General features: G+C 71.0%; 13 protein-coding genes. 9 read left to right on the forward strand and 4 right to left on the reverse strand.

What is annotated here, in order from left to right; all coding sequences use genetic code 11:
• Positions 1-28: 28 nt before the first annotated feature.
• From ACZ5GT_RS17110 to ACZ5GT_RS17120, 3 genes are all read right to left on the reverse strand, one after another.
• Positions 29-370, reverse strand: a complete 342-nt coding sequence (locus tag ACZ5GT_RS17110; protein WP_469023451.1) for a response regulator transcription factor — start codon at positions 368-370, stop codon at positions 29-31.
• Between the two features lie 204 nt (positions 371-574).
• On the reverse strand, positions 575-1,642 hold the full coding sequence (locus ACZ5GT_RS17115; protein ID WP_469023454.1) for a glycoside hydrolase family 6 protein: 1,068 nt from the start codon (positions 1,640-1,642) through the stop codon (positions 575-577).
• 8 nt (positions 1,643-1,650) lie between these two features.
• Complete coding sequence (locus tag ACZ5GT_RS17120; protein ID WP_469023460.1) at positions 1,651-2,682, reverse strand: S8 family serine peptidase; 1,032 nt, start codon at positions 2,680-2,682, stop codon at positions 1,651-1,653.
• 509 nt (positions 2,683-3,191) lie between these two features.
• On the opposite strand from ACZ5GT_RS17120, the gene ACZ5GT_RS17125 reads away from it, so the two are divergent.
• The 9 genes from ACZ5GT_RS17125 (at position 3,192) to ACZ5GT_RS17165 (ending at position 13,523) form a co-directional block, all read left to right on the forward strand.
• Complete coding sequence (locus ACZ5GT_RS17125) at positions 3,192-3,683, forward strand: GtrA family protein (protein WP_469023463.1); 492 nt, start codon at positions 3,192-3,194, stop codon at positions 3,681-3,683.
• Positions 3,680-4,972: a glycosyltransferase gene (locus tag ACZ5GT_RS17130; RefSeq protein ID WP_469023466.1), complete on the forward strand. Its 1,293-nt coding sequence runs from the start codon at positions 3,680-3,682 to the stop codon at positions 4,970-4,972. Before ACZ5GT_RS17125 ends, ACZ5GT_RS17130 begins: the two co-directional genes overlap by 4 nt.
• Positions 4,962-6,704 (forward strand): glycosyltransferase family 39 protein, encoded by a 1,743-nt coding sequence (locus tag ACZ5GT_RS17135; RefSeq protein WP_469023473.1) that lies wholly within the window; start codon positions 4,962-4,964, stop codon positions 6,702-6,704. Before ACZ5GT_RS17130 ends, ACZ5GT_RS17135 begins: the two co-directional genes overlap by 11 nt.
• A 561-nt stretch (positions 6,705-7,265) precedes the next feature.
• Positions 7,266-8,621 carry a hypothetical protein gene (locus tag ACZ5GT_RS17140; protein ID WP_469023480.1) on the forward strand — a complete coding sequence of 452 codons (1,356 nt, stop codon included), beginning with the start codon at positions 7,266-7,268 and terminating at the stop codon, positions 8,619-8,621.
• A 62-nt stretch (positions 8,622-8,683) separates the two neighbouring features.
• The gene (locus tag ACZ5GT_RS17145) at positions 8,684-9,121 is read left to right on the forward strand and encodes a hypothetical protein (protein ID WP_469023487.1); all 438 of its coding nucleotides are present in this window, start codon (positions 8,684-8,686) and stop codon (positions 9,119-9,121) included.
• Positions 9,118-11,028 carry a PAS domain S-box protein gene (locus ACZ5GT_RS17150; RefSeq protein WP_469023490.1) on the forward strand — a complete coding sequence of 637 codons (1,911 nt, stop codon included), beginning with the start codon at positions 9,118-9,120 and terminating at the stop codon, positions 11,026-11,028. Before ACZ5GT_RS17145 ends, ACZ5GT_RS17150 begins: the two co-directional genes overlap by 4 nt.
• The gene (locus ACZ5GT_RS17155; protein WP_469023495.1) at positions 11,025-11,726 is read left to right on the forward strand and encodes a response regulator; all 702 of its coding nucleotides are present in this window, start codon (positions 11,025-11,027) and stop codon (positions 11,724-11,726) included. The genes ACZ5GT_RS17150 and ACZ5GT_RS17155 overlap by 4 nt, the downstream gene beginning before the upstream one ends.
• Positions 11,727-12,021: 295 nt before the next feature.
• Positions 12,022-12,324: an anti-sigma factor family protein gene (locus ACZ5GT_RS17160; protein WP_469023500.1), complete on the forward strand. Its 303-nt coding sequence runs from the start codon at positions 12,022-12,024 to the stop codon at positions 12,322-12,324.
• Positions 12,325-12,956: 632 nt separating this feature from the next.
• A complete protein-coding gene (locus tag ACZ5GT_RS17165) occupies positions 12,957-13,523 on the forward strand; it encodes an RNA polymerase sigma factor (protein WP_469023503.1) in 567 nt (188 codons plus the stop codon).
• A 131-nt stretch (positions 13,524-13,654) separates the two neighbouring features.
• Here the strand turns inward: ACZ5GT_RS17165 and ACZ5GT_RS17170 are convergent, their stop codons facing one another.
• Positions 13,655-14,710: a LacI family DNA-binding transcriptional regulator gene (locus tag ACZ5GT_RS17170; protein ID WP_469023742.1), complete on the reverse strand. Its 1,056-nt coding sequence runs from the start codon at positions 14,708-14,710 to the stop codon at positions 13,655-13,657.
• Between the last annotated feature and the right edge of the window lie 255 nt (positions 14,711-14,965).

The raw sequence follows: 14,965 nt of genomic DNA on the forward strand, positions 1-14,965 counted from the left end.
GAGTCGTTGTTCTTTCCCAGGGGGGAATTCATGAGGTGAGACTCCTGAGGAATTCGATTACATCGGACTTGAGGATGCCGATGCCGGCTGTTTTTGCCGACGGCTCCGGGCACTCCTCGCACGGCTCGGTGGCGGTCGAAATAAAGACCAGAAGTGCCGTGGGAAGGAGTTCGCCGAGTCGTTGGGCCTGCCGGTCCGGCGTGTCCGCGTCGATCAGGACCACGTCCGGCGTTAGCTCACTGACCAGTGGCATTGCCTCGGCGATGGTGGTGAAGGCCCCCGCGAGTTCACATCCGGGCTCGTCCTCTACGAGGTCGGAAATGGCCGCCCGTACATGCGGATGAGGCTCCACGACGAGAACTCTTTTCATGGGCGGTGGGCTCCTTCAGAACTTTCTCTGCGTTGCCCACGACATTAGGGAAAGAGTTCTGGTCAAATCTTCCTGCGACCGATCGAATTCCATGCACACTAAACGGCCGAATTCGGTCTACCTCAATTGAAGTAGACCGAATTCGGCCGTTTGGTTCTTATGTGGGTTATGTCTGGAAGGTGGCGATGTGGGGTTTATGTCCGATCAGTGGCTGAGCCGGTAGGCGTACCGCGCGTCGAAGGTCCCCGGGGCCGCCGCGCACCCGTCGGCCTGGCCCGGCGGCTTCACCCACAGGTAGGCGTCCACGCCGCGCACGCCGGTGTCGGTCGTCGGGGCCAGCCCCAGGCGCCGGCCCGCCGGATCGCAGGAGTGGTGGCCCCGGGCCGGACCGGCGCCGTTGCGGCTGGTGTCGATCACCATGCTCAGGCGGGTGCTGCCCAGTTCCCGGAGCACCGAGCGGCCGTAGCGGATCTCGTCACGGGTCCGGTTGAAGTTCGACACGTTCAGCGCGATGCCGTCCGCGTAGCGGGTGGCGCCGGCGCGCCTGAGCCGGTCGGCCATGGTCCGGGCGGGCTGCCAGCCGGAGTTGCCCGCGTCGTAGTAGACCGCGGAGCTCGGGGCGTCGCGGCGGAGCACCTGGCCCGCATAGGACAGGGACGCGTAACGGATCTTCCGTTCCCGGGCGTTGAGGCAGTCGGCGAGCGCGAGCGCGTCCGGTTCGAGGACCACCAGCGCCGGCGTCGAGCCGATCCCCCGGGCGAAGCCCTTGATCCAGTCACGGTAGGCGGCCAGATCGCCGGTGCCGCCGCTGCTGTGCCCGGAGCAGTCGCGGCGGTGCACGGCGTAGGCGACCAGCACCGGCAGCTCGCCGCGCGCCCGGGCCCCGTCGGCCACGGCGCGCACCTGGCTCTCCACCTGCGACGGATCCGCGTCGGTGAACCAGGACCCCTGCGGCCGCGAGGCGATGCGCTTGCGGATGACCGCCGCCCGGGGGTCATCGGAGTTTTCACGCACCCAGCCGGCGGCCGGGGTGTCGGGGGCGGTGTAGAGGCGGACCTTGCCGGGGAAACGCGGCTTCGGCAGGACCGGAGACCGGGCGGCGTCGCTGCCCGGGGCCGCGGGGAACGGGGCCTCGACCGTTGCCGCGACCACCGCCATGAGCAGGCCGAGAGCGGCCAGCAGAGCCGTCAGCCGCACCCGCAGCGGACGGAGAAGCGCGCGCCCCGGGGCCGGTGTTTCGGGGCGCGCGCGCTCGGGGGCGGTGTCGCTCAACCGGGTCGTCATTCGTCGTCCGACGCGGTGACGCTGCGCCGAATGAGGAACCAGGCGACGACGGCCAGGACGAACGTCGTCGCGGCCACGGCCAGGACGACCAGGATCGGCCCGGTGTCGGAGGCGTGACGGACGCCGATGCCCGCCGCCTGGGCGTTCGGCGACGCGCCCGCGGCCGCCCCCGCGTCGGAGCCGGAGCCGGAGCCGGAGCCGGACGAGGCGGCGCGGTGCGACAGCGCCGCCGCGGGGGAGACGGCCCCCCAGCCGTACCGCGCGTTCCAGTCCGCCTTGCCCCGCTCCGTGGCCGTCTCGGTCAGTGACCGGGTGACCTGCTTGACGGTCCACTTCGGGTGGTCGGAACGCAGCAGCGCGGCCGAGCCCGCCACCCAGGCCGCCGCGAACCCGGTGCCGGTGCCGGTCCAGTAGTCGTTGTTCCTGGCGGTGGTCAGGATGTCGACCCCCGGCGCGGCCAGGTCCACGTCCTTGCCGTGGTGCGAGTCCGGCCAGACCGTGCCCTTCTTGTCGACGGCCGTGACCGACAGGACCTCCGGATAGGCGGCCGGGTAGGTCACCGCGTTCCCCGTCCCGCCGGTGTCGCCCGCGCCGGCCACGACGAGGGCGTCCCGGCCGGCCGCGAACTTGACGGCCGACCGGAGGTCGTCGCTCGGGCGGCGGAAGCCGACGGTGACGTCGATGACCTTGGCCCCCTGGCGCGCGGCGTCCATGATCGCCCTGGCGGTCGCGGCGGTCAGGGCCGTGTTGTCGCGGTAGACCCGGAAGGGGAGTATGCGTGCCCGCGGAGCCAGCCCGAACAGGCCGTCGCCGCCGTAGTTGCGGCCGGTTCCGGCGATCACGCCCGCCGCCTGGGTGCCCTGCATCGGGGCGGAGCCCTCGTCGTGCGTGGCGTGGACGTCCTTGCTCCTGATGACGCGGCCCGCCAGGTCGGGATGGGAGGCGTCGACGCCGGTGCCGATCACCGCGACCGTCACGCCCTCCCCCTTGGAGGTCTCCCAGGCCCGGTCGGCCTTGAGGGCGTGCAACGCCCATTCGGAATCGCGGAGGGACCCGGAGCCCGCCGAAACGGCTGTGCCCGGGAGTCCGACGGTCAGCGCCGTCGCCGCGACGGCTGCTCCGGCGCGCGCGGCTAGCCTGGAACGTGACGTGGAACCGGCCATATGAGGCACCTACCTCTGCTGCTGGGCCATGGGCCGGGCTGCCGAGACTGGGCCGGCGGCCCGGTGGCCCCGGTCCCGCCACTCCCACCGGGAGCCGGGCCGGGACATCCCTGCGCGCTCCACTCTCCGCAGGGGGAGAAGGGCGTTGCACCCGCCAACGGGTGAGGAGGCCCTCCCCCCTTCGGGGGAGGGCCTCCCCTCCCCCTTCTTTCGGTGGACAGCGGTAGATCCCCCGAACGGGGGACCCGAGCGTCCCCAGAAGGGGGCTTCGGCGCTCCCCCGTTTATGTGATGTACGCGCCTGCTCCTGAGCGCACGCTGGTGGTGACGTCCCGCCGAGCGGAGTCGGGGCGTCTCCCGCTTGGAGGAGCCGATATGCGCTGTTTCCGGACGGCACCCGTGCACACGGACGAACCGGAGGCGGAACTGTCCACGAAAACTGCCGCATCCACCGCCTTGGCCGCTCGGGTCAGAGCGCTGCTGGAGAGCCGGATCCTTCGGTTCGCGGTGGTCGGCGGTGTGGGCACGGCCGTGAACACCGTGGTGCTGTACGTGCTGCACGGCCCCTTGGGGGTGCCGCTCCTCGCGGCCTCGGCCATCGCCGTCGAAGTCGCCGTGGTGAACAACTACCTGCTCAACGACTGGTGGACGTTCGCCATGCGGGCACCGTCGCTCAAGAGGTTCGGCAAGTTCAACGTGTCCATGCTCACCGGGCTCGGGGTCAACGTGCTGGTGCTGTGGATCCTGGTGCACGGCGGATTCCCCCTGGTTCCGGCGAATCTGCTCGCCATCGGCGCCGCCTTCGCCGTCAACTACGCCTCCAGCGCCCTGTGGGTCTGGGACGGGGCACGGGGGAGCACCCGGTGACCGCCGTCCTGTACACCGTGCTGGTCACGGTCTCCGTCCTGCTCACGGCGCAGTCGGCGCACGTCCTCTACCTGATGCTCTACACCTGGGACCAGAAGGACGCCGAGGACAGGGCCAGGGCGCCGGCGGAGTTCCTGCCGCCCCGGCTGTCCTTCAGTGTGCTGCTGCCGGCCCGGCACGAAGAGGACGTCATCCAGACCACCATCGAGCGGGTGGTGCGCGCCGACTACCCGGCCGAACTGCTGGAGGTCTTCGTGATCTGCTCGGCGGACGACACCGGCACGATCGACATGGCCGAGGAGAAGATCGCCGAACTGGGCCGGGAGGGGGTGCACAACGTCGGGGTCGTCGTCTTCGACGACCAGCCCGTCAACAAGCCCCACGGCCTCAACGCGGCCCTGCCGCAGGCGCGGCACGACGTGGTGACCATCTTCGACGCCGAGGACGACATCCACCCCGCGATCTTCAGCCTGGTCAACACGGTGATGCTCCAGGACCGGGTCAACGTCGTCCAGGCCGGCGTGCAGCTGATGAACTTCCAGTCCACCTGGTACTCCTCCCTGAACGTCCTGGAGTACTTCTTCTGGTTCAAGAGCCGTCTGCACTACCACGCCCTCGAAGGGTCCATCCCGCTCGGCGGCAACACGGTGTTCTTCACACGCGAGTTGCTGGTGCGCCTGGGCGGCTGGGACGACCACAACCTCACCGAGGACGCGGACCTGGGGCTGCGGGTGTCCGCCGCGGGGGAGCGCGTGCGCGTGGTCTACGACGACCGCTACGTCACCAAGGAGGAGACCCCGCCCACGCTCGGTCACTTCGTCCGGCAGCGCACCCGGTGGAGCCAGGGGTTCATGCAGACCCTGAGCAAGGGGACCTGGAAGCAGATGCCCACCCGCAAACAGCGCTGGCTCGCCTTCTACGTACTGGCGTTCCCGCACGGACAGGCGATGCTGGGCGTGTACCTGGTGGTCTCCCTCGGCATGATGTTCTTCCTGAAGGTGCCGGTGCTGGTGGCGCTCATCTCCTGGCTGCCCGTACTGATGCTGGTGGCGCACTTCGTGACGCAGGCCGTCGGCCTGTACGAGTTCACCGACGCCCACGGACTGCGCGGATCACCGATGGCCGTCCTGAAGATGGCCGTCGCCTGGTACCCGTACCAGCTCGTCCTCGCCTATGCCGCGATCCGCGCCATGCGGCGCCAGATGGCCGGCCGCAGCGACTGGGAGAAGACGCAGCACGTCGGCGCCCACCGGGCCGATTCAGCGGAGGCGGACTCCCATGTCGCGTGAACCGGGACGAGGTTCGAGGACGAGGCCCCGGCTGGTCCTGGTCCCCGACAAGGGACGCGGAGCCGGCGGACAGGCCGCCGCACAGGCCGCCGGGCAGGCGACCGAACAGGCCGCCGGGCAGGCCCCGGCGCCCCGTCGGAGCACCCCGCAGTCGGTCGTCACACCGGGCCGGTTCCCCCCGCTGGGGGCCGGAGGGAAGATCGCGCTGGGCGCCGCCGTGCTCACCGGCCTCGCCACGCACGGCTGGCACCTGTTCGAGTATCCGCTGTACCTCACCGACGAGGGCATCTACATGCAGCGCGCGTGGTCGCTGGTACGGCAGACCAGTCTGTCGCCGTACACCTACGACTACGACCACGCGCCCGGCGGCTGGATCCAGCTCGCCGGCTGGGCGTTCCCGCTGCCGAACCAGTTCGAGACGTTCGGCAACGCGATCAACACCGGCCGGGTCCTGATGCTGCTGGTCCACCTCGCCGGCGTCGTGCTTCTCTTCGAGATCGTCCGGCGGCTGTCCGGCAGCCTCCTGGCGGCTTCCGTGACCGCCTTCTTCTACAACGTCTCGCCGATCGCGGTCTACTACCAGCGGCAGGTCCTGCTGGACAACCTGATGATGTTCTGGGTGCTGTTGAGCCTGTACCTGCTGCTTGGCCGTGACATGCGGATCCGTCACGCGCTGGGCGCCGGGACCGCGCTGGGGATGGCGCTGATCACCAAGGAGAACGCGATCTTCTTCGTGCCCACCCTGGTGTACCTGCTGCACCGCAGGGTGACGGGTTCCACCCAGCGCCGGTTCGCCAAATCGCTGTGGCCGTTCGCGGTGGCGGTCCCGATCAGCGGCTACGTCCTGTACGCCGTGCTGAAGAACGAGCTCATGCCCAGCGGCTTCGACTTCGACCTGAACAACCCGCCGGCCGACCACGTGTCCCTGGTCTACACCCTGTGGTGGCAGCTCAACCGCAACCAGGGCTCGCTGCTCGGCCAGGGCAGCTTCCTGTACAGCAGCTGGATGCCCCGGGACGGGCTGTTCCTGATCCTCGGCCTGTTCTCCATGCTGGCCGCGGTGTACTGGGGATTCCGGGACCGGGAGCGGAAACTGGGCTTCCTGGTGATCGGCACGCTCGCCCTCGCCTACACCTTCTACCTGGTGCGCGGCAGCGTGCTGCTGGACTTCTACATCGTCCCCCTGATCCCGCTGTTCTCGGCGTCCATCGGCATGGTGACGGACCGGCTGCTGCGTCGCTTCCGTCCGGCGGTGCGGGTGGCGTTGCCCGCCCTGGCCGCCGCGGTACTGCTGATCGCCCCGGTCAGCAACTACCTGCTGACGATCAACGACCAGGGACGGGTGGCCGTCGCGGACCAGTACCAGCCCAAGCTGAACCTGACGCGTATGCAGGACGAGCAGGTCGCCTGGATACGCAAGCACGTCCCGGCGAACGCGCGGATCATCATGGACGACGACCTGTGGAGCGAACTCCACGACGTCGCTCCCTTCTACCCGTACGCGCATTCCCACTGGAATGCCTCGTCCGACCCCGATGTGCGCGACAAGCTCTTCGCCAAGAAGTGGCAGAACATCGACTACATCGTCATGTCCAACAAGATGCGGCAGTCCATGGTCGGCAACAACGGCGACGGCCGCGAGAACTGGATCCTGACCGCCCTGAAGAACTCCAGGAAGGTCTGGGAGGCAGGTCAGGGCGACATCAAGCTGCAGATCTACCGGGTCGGTTAGTCCCGGGCCGAGGAGGTGAACGTCATGCCCGAAAACTTCCAGGACAGGGAATACAAGGGAATACCGGCGGGCTCCGATGGAACCGAGCAGGCTCCACCTGGAGGAAGCGGATGGCCTGGGGGACCGGAAGGATCCGGTGGACAGGGAGGATCCCGATGGCCTTGGGGACCGGAAGGACCCGGCGGACCGGGAGGATCCGGTGGACCGGGAGGATCCCCGTGGCCCTGGGGGCCGGAAGGACCCGGCGGACCGGGAGGAGCCGGCGGACCGGGAGAACCCGGCGGACCGGGAGGACCCGGACGGCGCGGGGCACCGGAACGACCCGGCGGACCGAATGGATCCGGACGGCGCGGGGGACCGGGAGGACCCGGCGGACCGGGAGGGACCGGATGGCCCGGGGCACCGGAGGGATCCGGTGGACCGGGAGGGACCGGATGGCCCGAGGCGCCGGAAGGACCCGGCGGACCGGAAGAACCCGGCGGACCGGGAGGACCCGGCGGACCCGGGGGCCCCGCGGGGCCCGGAGGGACCAAGCGGCGGTTCACCTTCAAGAAGCTCCTGTTGATCGCCGTGGCGCTGGTGGCCGTGGGCTCCCTCGTGCAGGTCGTGGCCAAGAGCGGGGGTTTCGGCGGAGCGCTCAACACCACCGGAGACAAGTCCGGGCACGGCAAGAGCGAGAAGAAGCTCGAGCCGCCCTCCCAGAAGCCGAAGACGATCAGGCTGGGCGGGCAGAAGATCCCGAGGCAGGCAGGGCCGATCATCGTGGTCAACCCCGGCCTGGTCACCCCCGGCGGCAAGGCCACCGTGGAGGGCGCGGGCTTCGACGCCAGGTCCATGGTGGACGTGTTCCTGAAGACCTCGGCCAAGCAGGACGAGGGAAAGGGCATCGCGTCGGCGAAGACCGACAAGTACGGGTCGATCTACGCCCCGATCACCGTGCCCGAGAACGTCAGCAACGGCGCCGTCGTGGTCGTGCAGCAGCGTGGCGCCGACAAGGCGGCCGAGGCCCAGCTCGTCGCGGGTGGCGTGGCCGGTTCCGTGAAGGCCAGCAAGATGGTCGGCAAGCCCGGTGACACGGTGTCGCTGAACGTCCGCGGTTTCCGGGCCGGTGAAGCCATCGACGTCTACTGGGGCCGCGTCGGCGGCAGGCCGGACACCACGTTGACCGCCGACGGATCCGGCGGCATCGGCCGCGCGGACGTCAAGGTCGGGGTGGCCCCCACCGGCCCCAGCACGCTGATCCTGGTCGGCAGGAAGAGCCACACCACGGCCAGCGCGCCCTTCCAGGTCCTGGGCCTGTACCCGACGATCAAGTCGTCGCCCTGGGCCCTGAAGTCCGGGCAGCGGATCAGTGTCTCCGCCAGCGGGTTCGCCCCCAACGAGCGAATCCTCTACTACATCAACAGCGCCGGCGGGATCCCCGCCTTCACCGCCAACGCGGACGCCAACGGCAGGTCCGGAATCGTCTCCTTCGACGTACCCTTCGGTTTGAAGGGCACGCAGAGCCTCACCGCGATCGGCGACCGGACCCGCGCCGTGGTCCGCTCCGCCTTCCAGGTGATGCCCTACACGCCGTCCGCGGAGCCCAGCACGTACTCCGGCAAGGCCGGTACGGCGGTGAGCTTCTACGTCACCGGGTTCGCCCCCAGGGAGATGGTGACCCTCTACGTCGGCGGCCCGAACGGCGACTCGCGAAGGATGACGACCTTCCAGGTCAACGACAAGGGCGCGGCCGACGCCGTGGGCTCCTACCAGATCACCAAGGCGGACGAGGGAGGCGTGAGCTTCAAGCTCGTCGGCAGCAAGAGCGGCGGTCAGGCCAAGGCGTCCGTCAACTCGGCCCAGAAGGGCGGCCAGCAGCAGAACCAGGGGCAGAACCAAGGCCAGCAGCAGGGACAGCAGGGGCAGGGGCAGTAGGCCGGGCGGGCTGACGAAGTGGCCCGGAGCCGGCGCAGCGACAGACGCGCAAGGAGAGCACCATGAGTGTCGTCTTCGGGCCCAACACCCGAGGGGTCCTGCAGTTTCTCACCCGCATCGAGGATCTGTCGGCGCAGCAGATCGATCGGGTGGCCGGCCTGTGGCGGCAGACCTCCAGCCAGACCCGCGCCGAGGCATGGGCCGAGGTGCGGCGCACCACCACCGAGGAGGAGCGCTACCGCATCCTGGTGGCGGCCTCCGCGGCCCGCCGGGCGGCCCTGGACACGGCGCGGAACCACCAGAGGCACGACTGGGCGTTCTGGGCCGCGGTGTGGGACGCGGTGATGGCGATCGCCGTCTGCGACCGGATCGGCGGTCACTACGACGTTCTGATCGCCCCGGTCGCCGCCGTCATGCCGTCGCTCGAAGCCTGCCGGCCCGACCAGTTCAGTCCCCGTCATCTGCCGGACACCGTTGGCGGAAGGAGCGGACAGCCATGAGCCACCGCATCACCGTCATGGTGGCCGACAACGACGCCGAGGTCCGCGAGGCGCTCGCGGACCTGGTCCGCTCCCACCCCGCCTTCGAGATGGTGGGGCTGGCCGTCGACCACGCGCAGACGGTCGCGGTGGTGAGCCAGACGCACCCGCGCGTGCTGGTTCTGGACGTGCACATGCCCAAGGGGGACGCCCCCGCCACCATACGCACCCTCCGCGAACGCGCACCGGACACCAGGGTGCTGGCCCTGTCCGCGTACGCGGACCGGGAGACCGTGACCGACGTGCTCGCCTCCGGGGCCGTCGGCTACCTGGTCAAAGGCGCGCCCGCGGAGGAGATCCTGGAGGCGATCACCAGGGCCGCCCGCGACCAGTTCAGCATCTCCGCCGAGCTCGCCGAGGTCTGCCTGGTACCCCTGCGGCGCGTCCACCGGCCGCAGGTGCCCGGAGCGGGAACCGCGCCCGTACGCATCGAGGAGAAGGCCTGCCTGGACGTGCTCGAGCAGGCTCCCTGCGGCGTGCTCGTCACCGGGGTCCAGGGCCGGATCGAACTCGCCAACGCGCCGGCCCGGCACATGTTCGGCTACAGCGCGACCGAACTGCGCGGCAAGCGGCTGCGGGACCTGCTGCCCGAGATTCCCGTCACCGGATCGGCCGCCGGGCCGGAACTCACGCCGCCGATACGCGGTCTGCGCCGGGACGGTTCGGAGTTCCCGGCCCGGCTCGGCGGCGGCCGGCTGCGCGGCGGGCGTCCCCGCTACGTGGTGTACGTCACCGATCTGAGCGACGCGGGCGTGACCGGTGACCGGCTGCGCCAGCTCGTCGAGTCGTCGCCCGACGCGATGATGATCGTCGACGCGGCGGGCTGTATCCACCAGGCCAGCCCGCGTGTCGAAACCATGTTCGGCTACGGTCGTGAGCAGTTGCTGGGCATGCGCATCGACGTCCTGCTGCCCGACCAGTCGCTGGCCGTCTCGCTGCGCGACTGGGCCGCCCCGCGCCAGGAGCCGATGGCGCACAGAGTGGAACTGGTCGGCCGGCGCCATGACTCCAAGCAGTTCCCGGCCGATGTGAGCATCAGCCCGCTGCGCACCGCCGAGGGCGTCTTCACCGTGCTGACCGTCCGGGACATCACCGAGGTGCAGCGCGCCCAGTTCGTCCTGGAACGCAGCCTGGAACTCCTGGAAGGCACCGACCGTGACCGGCAGGCGCTGCTCAGCCACCTCATCTACGTCCAGGAGGAGGAACGCAGGCGCATCGCCGCCGACATCCACGACGACACCATCCAGGTCATCACCGCGGCCGCGCTGCGCCTGCAGCAGCTGCGCAGACGGCTGACGGATCCGAAGGACCTGCAGGTGACGGAGCGGCTGGACGAGACCCTGAAACTCTCGCTGAGCCGTCTGCGGCAGCTCATCTTCGACCTGCGGCCCTCCAGCCTGGAGCACGGCAGCCTGTCGACCGCCCTGCGGACCCTTCTCGACCGGATGCGCGCCGAGACCGGCACCCACTACAAGTTCGAGGACCAGATGACGGCCGCCCTGCCCGTCGACACCATGGTGCTGATCTACCGGACCGCGCAGGAAGCCCTGATGAACGTGCGCAAGCACGCCCGGGCCACGATGGTGCGCGTCCAGCTGCTCGGCGTCGAAGAGGGCTGCCTGATGCGGATCGTCGACGACGGCGTGGGCTACGACCCGCGCGAGGTGGAGTCCCGCCCCGGCCATCTCGGGCTCACCCTCATCCACGAACGCGCCCGGATGGCGGGAGGCTGGAGCCGGGTGGAGAGCGAGCCGGGGACGGGCACCACGGTCGAGTTCTGGGTACCGCTCGCGGAGACACTGCCTACGGAAGCGGAGTCCGGGGCGGAGGAGGGCGGTGCTTCCGCACCGGAGGAAACCGAGCGATGAAGCCTCCGCCCGACCTCGTCACGGTGCTGCTGGTCGAGGACCACCGGGCCGTCGCGGAGGGGCTGTGGGCCCTGCTCGACGAGTACGACGACCTGACGGTGGTCGGCTGGGCCGACTCCGTCGCCGAGGCGGTGCCCATGGCGGAGCAGCTCTCCCCGCAGGTGGCGCTGATCGACTACCGGCTCCCCGACGGCACCGGCGCCGATGTCGCGGCCCGCATCCGGGCCCGCGATCCGGCCGTCGTCGCCGTCTTCCTCAGCGCCGACACCAGCGACGCCGCCCTGCTGGCCGCGGCCGAGGCGGGCGCGAGCGGATACCTGCTCAAGTCGGCGGGCGGCGACGAGATCGCCACGGCGATCCGCGGGGCGGCCGCGGGCGAGATCCTCATCCCCGCCCGCACCCTCATGGAGGTCCTCGCCCGTCATCGCGAGACCACCCGTGTCTCCGACCAGCAGGCGGAACGGCTGAGCAGACTCACCGCCCGGGAGGAGGAGATCCTCGTCCTCATGACCCAGGGGCTCGACAACCGGGCCATCGCCGACCGCCTGACGATCAGCTACGCCACCGTACGGACCCACGTACGGGGGATCCTCGAGAAGCTGGAGGCCCGGTCCCAGCTCGAGGCGGTCGCCAAGGCCTTCGAGTGGGGCCTGCGTCCGCCGGCACCCGACCCGGCGCCGGAGCCGGACGGAGCGTGACGGATCCGTTCGGCTCCGGTGTCGCCCCGCGGAAAGGCCGCTGAGGCGGAAACCGCCTAGAGTGAGCGCGCGGTGCGTGCCGCCCGGAAGGCGACGCCGCCGCGGGTGGCGACGACGTCGACCGCACGGCCGGAACGGGCCGGAGAACCGGCGCGGCCGGACAACCGGTGCGGGCCGGAGGGCCGGTGCTGGGCAGCGCCGCCCGGACCGACGTTTCACGAGGTCGCGGCCGGCGCAGGTGGTCCGTCCGGCGGACACCGACGGCGGGCGGACCGGTGCTGGAAGGAGGTGAACGGTGAGCATCTGGGGGAAACGCGGATGCCCCGCCGACCGCGGGATGACCTGCAGGCAGGTGGCCCGGGCCCTGCAGGCGTATCTGGACGGAGAGACCGACGACGCGACCGCCCGCCGGGTGGTGGCCCATCTGGAGGACTGCCGCCGCTGCGGACCGGAGGCCGAGACCTACCGGAAGATCAAGGACGCGCTCGTCCGCCGGCCCGAGCCGGACCCCGACGCGGTCGAGCGGCTGCGCGCGTTCGCCGGGGGACTGCTGCAGGGCGACGCGGACGGGCAGCACCGGCGCAGGACCGGAGTGTGAGACCCGCGAGGACGGCGGGAGCGGGTGGTACCGCCGGAGCCGTCCGGGGCGGCGTCGGCCGCGCCGGGCTTCCGGCACGGCGGCCGCCGGGCACAGCCCGGCGGAGCGCGGTCCGCCCCCCGGTCCGGTCTTCGAGCGCGGTCCGCGTTCGACGGGCAGCGTCACGCGGGCGCACGGCGAGTACCTGCCGCGCACCGGAGGGTGAGCGCGCCGTGCCGACTGCCCGGACCCGGACACCACTGTCCGGCGGCTGCCCGACCGATGGGGCGGGGGCAGCCGGTTCACCCTTTCGGCCGATGGCCGGGAAAACCGTGTGCCGCCTGCCGCGCCGCCGGACCGGATCACCGGGACAGGCCGGATCGTCGCGGGAATCCGGGCGCGACGGCCCGCCCGAGCCGGTCGGTGGCCCGGCCGGTCGCGGCCCGGCGGGGCAGTGCGGACAAGGCCGCCGGCGACCTCGGGCGACCGGACGCCGGCCGCACGGCGCGGTCGCACACGGCACGGCCACGCGCGGCACTCCGCCCGCGACCGGCACCGCCCGCGGTCACCCGGTTCCGTTATGCGTCAAAAGTCCGCGTTACGAGGTTTCTGTCCGCGTGGCATGCTCAGGTTGGCCTGGGGGACACCAGCCCGTGGGAGACAGAGTGGCCGAGCCGTCGAAGGTGCGGGACGAGGCGTTCGTGGAGTTCGTGCTGCCCGAGGTGGAGGTGCTGCTGCGGGTGGCGATGACGCTGACCGCGCAGCCCGCCGACGCCGACGACCTGGTGCAGGAGACGCTGCTGCGCGCCTACCGGGCGATCGACCGGTTCGACGGCGAGCACCCGCGCGCCTGGCTGCTGACCATCATGCGCCGGACGGAGATCAACCGGCACCGCCGCCGCCGGCCCCACCTCCTCGACGACCCGGACACCGACCTCGACCGCGTGCCGTCCGCCCGGGCGGTGGCCTCACCGGAGGACGTGGTGGTCGGTGAGGGCTTCGACGATGCGGTCGGCGCCGCGCTCGCCGCCCTGCCGGACAAGCACCGTGAGGTAGTACGGCTGGTGGACATCGGCGGACTGAGCTACGCGGAGGCCGCCGAGGTGCTCGGCGTACCGGAGGGGACCGTGATGAGCCGGCTGCACCGGGCCCGCAAGCGCATAAGAACCCAACTGGTCGCGGCCGGACTCGCCCCGAAGCCGAACGGCGGGAGGCCGTGACCGGGCGCCGGACTCGCACGCGACGTCCTTGACGCCGGCCCGCTGCCGGCACCCGCCACGGCCCGGATCCTCCGTCCTCCCGCGCGGTCGGATCCGAGTGCCGTGCCTGGACGGGGCCGGCGGCCGGCGGTTCACGGCCCGGCGACCCGTGGTGCGGCGGTGCTGCCGCGCACCACCAGCCGGGGCGTCATGGTGCTGCGCACCGCGCGGTCGCGGCGGCCCTCGACGCGCTCGATGAGCAGGCGTGCCGCGGTGGCGCCCATCGTGTGGCCCGCCTGGTCGACGCTGGTGAGCCGGACCGGGGCGAGCGAGGCCAGCGCGGTGTTGTTGTAGCCGACGAGGGAGAGGTCGTCGGGGATGCGCAGCCCCAGTTCGTGGACGGCGCGGTAGATGCCCAGGGCGGCGACGTCGGCGCCGGTCATGATCGCTGTCGGGCGGCGGTCCGCCGTCAGCAGGGTCATGCCCGCCTTGAAGCCGCCCTCGTCGGAGTACGCGGCGTGGTGCACCCGCGCGTGGTCCGCCAGGCCGTGGCGCCGCATCGCCTCGAGGTAGCCGTCGGTCAGCACGATCTCGGGTGTGCGCTGCCAGCGGTTGGACCTGGTGCCGGGAGCCGAGACCAGGGCGATGTCGCGGTGCCCGAGCGAGACGAGGTGGTCCACGACCAGGCCGGCGCCGATGTCGTCGGCGTCCACGACCGAGTCGTGGCTGTCCGCGGCGTCGTGGTGGCCGATGACCACGGTCGGAGTGGAGGCGGCTGTGGAGAGGATCTCGTCGCGCGGAGTGCCGGGAGCGATGAGGATCAGCCCGTCCATCTGGCGATCGACCATCGCCCGGACGGTCCGGGCCTGCTCGTCCGGCTCGAACCCGGCCGCGCCGACGAGCACCGTGTACTCGCTGGTGCGCAGTTCGTCCCGGACGCCGTCGAGGATGTCCGCGAAGAACGCGTTGCGGACGTTGTCCAGCAGGACCCCGATCGTGTACGTCCGGCCGCGCATGCCGCGCGCCGCCGCGTGCGGGCGGTAGCCCAGCTCGGCGATGGCCGCCTGCACCTTCTCCCGCATCGCGGGACTCACGCCGTAGGCGCTGCGCAGCACCTTGGAGACCGCGGCCGTGGACACGCCGGCGTGCCGGGCGACGTCGCTGATGGTCACGCGCTTGTTCTGCTTGGGTGCGACAGCCCCGTCCATCGTCAGCACTCCGGATTCGTAGAGGTGTGTGTAACGGTCTACAGGATGACACCCGGGCTTCGTCAAGCCCTTTGCAGGTAACTTGCTCGTTACCGGGATGTGCCTTGACGGAAGCACGGTCGAGGTGCAGGGTGTTGCCCAATCGCCGTAGAGAACGTTTTACAAACTCTCCCGCACGGCGCTCCGTCGCCCGGCCCGGGCCCGCTCCTCGCCACCGGCGTCCTTCCCCGCCCCGCACTTCCCCGATGATCCATG

Source organism: Streptomyces sp. NPDC031340, from assembly GCF_055569945.1.

Bases quoted from the DNA above. Each gene is read 5' to 3' on its own strand.
- ACZ5GT_RS17110 (WP_469023451.1), bottom strand. From the start codon at position 370: ATGAAAAGAGTTCTCGTCGTGGAGCCTCATCCGCATGTACGGGCGGCC.
- ACZ5GT_RS17125 (WP_469023463.1), top strand. From the start codon at position 3,192: ATGCGCTGTTTCCGGACGGCACCCGTGCACACGGACGAACCGGAGGCG.
- ACZ5GT_RS17135 (WP_469023473.1), top strand. From the start codon at position 4,962: ATGTCGCGTGAACCGGGACGAGGTTCGAGGACGAGGCCCCGGCTGGTC.
- ACZ5GT_RS17145 (WP_469023487.1), top strand. From the start codon at position 8,684: ATGAGTGTCGTCTTCGGGCCCAACACCCGAGGGGTCCTGCAGTTTCTC.
- ACZ5GT_RS17150 (WP_469023490.1), top strand. From the start codon at position 9,118: ATGAGCCACCGCATCACCGTCATGGTGGCCGACAACGACGCCGAGGTC.
- ACZ5GT_RS17155 (WP_469023495.1), top strand. From the start codon at position 11,025: ATGAAGCCTCCGCCCGACCTCGTCACGGTGCTGCTGGTCGAGGACCAC.
- ACZ5GT_RS17170 (WP_469023742.1), bottom strand. From the start codon at position 14,710: ATGGACGGGGCTGTCGCACCCAAGCAGAACAAGCGCGTGACCATCAGC.